This is a genomic window from Petrotoga halophila DSM 16923, from assembly GCF_002924615.1.
This window is the reverse complement of the sequence record NZ_JALY01000079.1, coordinates 1-1,053: the sequence shown is the minus strand read 5'-3', so window position 1 is coordinate 1,053 and position 1,053 is coordinate 1. Positions and strand designations below refer to the sequence as shown.

2 protein-coding genes are annotated in these 1,053 nt (G+C 30.9%); both read left to right on the top strand.

Translation table 11 applies throughout. The annotated features are described in order from the left end of the window. Positions 1-471: hypothetical protein (locus tag AA81_RS14135; protein ID WP_169999598.1), on the top strand; the 471-nt coding region annotated here is incomplete at its 5' end. 14 nt (positions 472-485) lie between these two features. Beyond that, a partial coding sequence (locus AA81_RS03465) for a serine hydrolase domain-containing protein (protein ID WP_146050334.1) occupies positions 486-1,053 on the top strand: 568 nt, incomplete at its 3' end.

The following is a 1,053-nucleotide window of genomic DNA, read 5'->3' as shown; positions in this document are numbered from 1 at the left end:
TATGCATCGATGCTTGCAGAACAGACAATAGCAGATTATCTTTGGAACTCACAAGGCTACGATCCTTGGTGTTCATGGAACAAATCTATTTTTAATTTGGTGGGATCAGACTTATTTGAGGATATGAAATTATTCAGTGAAAATTTTCTAAAATCAAGAATTTTTGAGGAAACATCAATTAAGTTAAAAAGTCTAATAAAAGAATTCGAAAATGATCCTTTGAATAAAGGGGAAGAGCTAAAGGAATACTTGGAGAGGTTGAGCAATCTTGAAAGAAAATTGAAATACATGAAAGATGAAAAGTTATATGAGGATATACATCCATGGTTAAAAAAGCTTTCCCAGCTTGCAGAAATAGCTAGTAAGCTACTTAGTTCTAATGAAAAAGTCGAGATAAAAAACGAGGTAGATAAATTGGGATCTTATGTGGTTTGTGATGGTATTTTAGAAAGATTTATAAGAGAATTTTGAAAGGCAGTGATGATTTGAAAGACAAAGATATTGAATCTTTAAATGAAATTGTTTCATCAGGAGTAAATAATGTTTATACAGGGACATCTATTTTAATAGGTAAGAATGAAAAGATATTGTATAAAAATACTTTCGGAACAAAAGATGAAAACGAAAAACTTACTGAAGAAGATATCTTTGATTTAGCAAGTGTCACCAAAGTGGTTGGAACTGCAACCGCGGTTATGAGACTAATAGATGAAAAACAAATAAAATTGGAAGATAAAATTGGCAAATTCATTGAGGTAAGTAGACCAAAAAGCGAGGTTACAATCTTCGAATTATTAACTCATACTTCTGGAATGCAGGCTTATTCAAACCTATGGCAAAAGTATCGAGGAGAAGAGTTGCTTAAGCACATAATCAATATTCAACCCCAAGAAAGCTTCTATAAGTGTTACGAATATTCTTGTTTAAATTTTATAACACTTATGAAAATCGTTGAAGAAGTTACTCAAAAGCATTTCAAAGAGTATGTTAAAGATATTTTTAACGAAATAGGAATGGGAAACACTTGTTTCAATCCAAAGAATAAAGATAAAG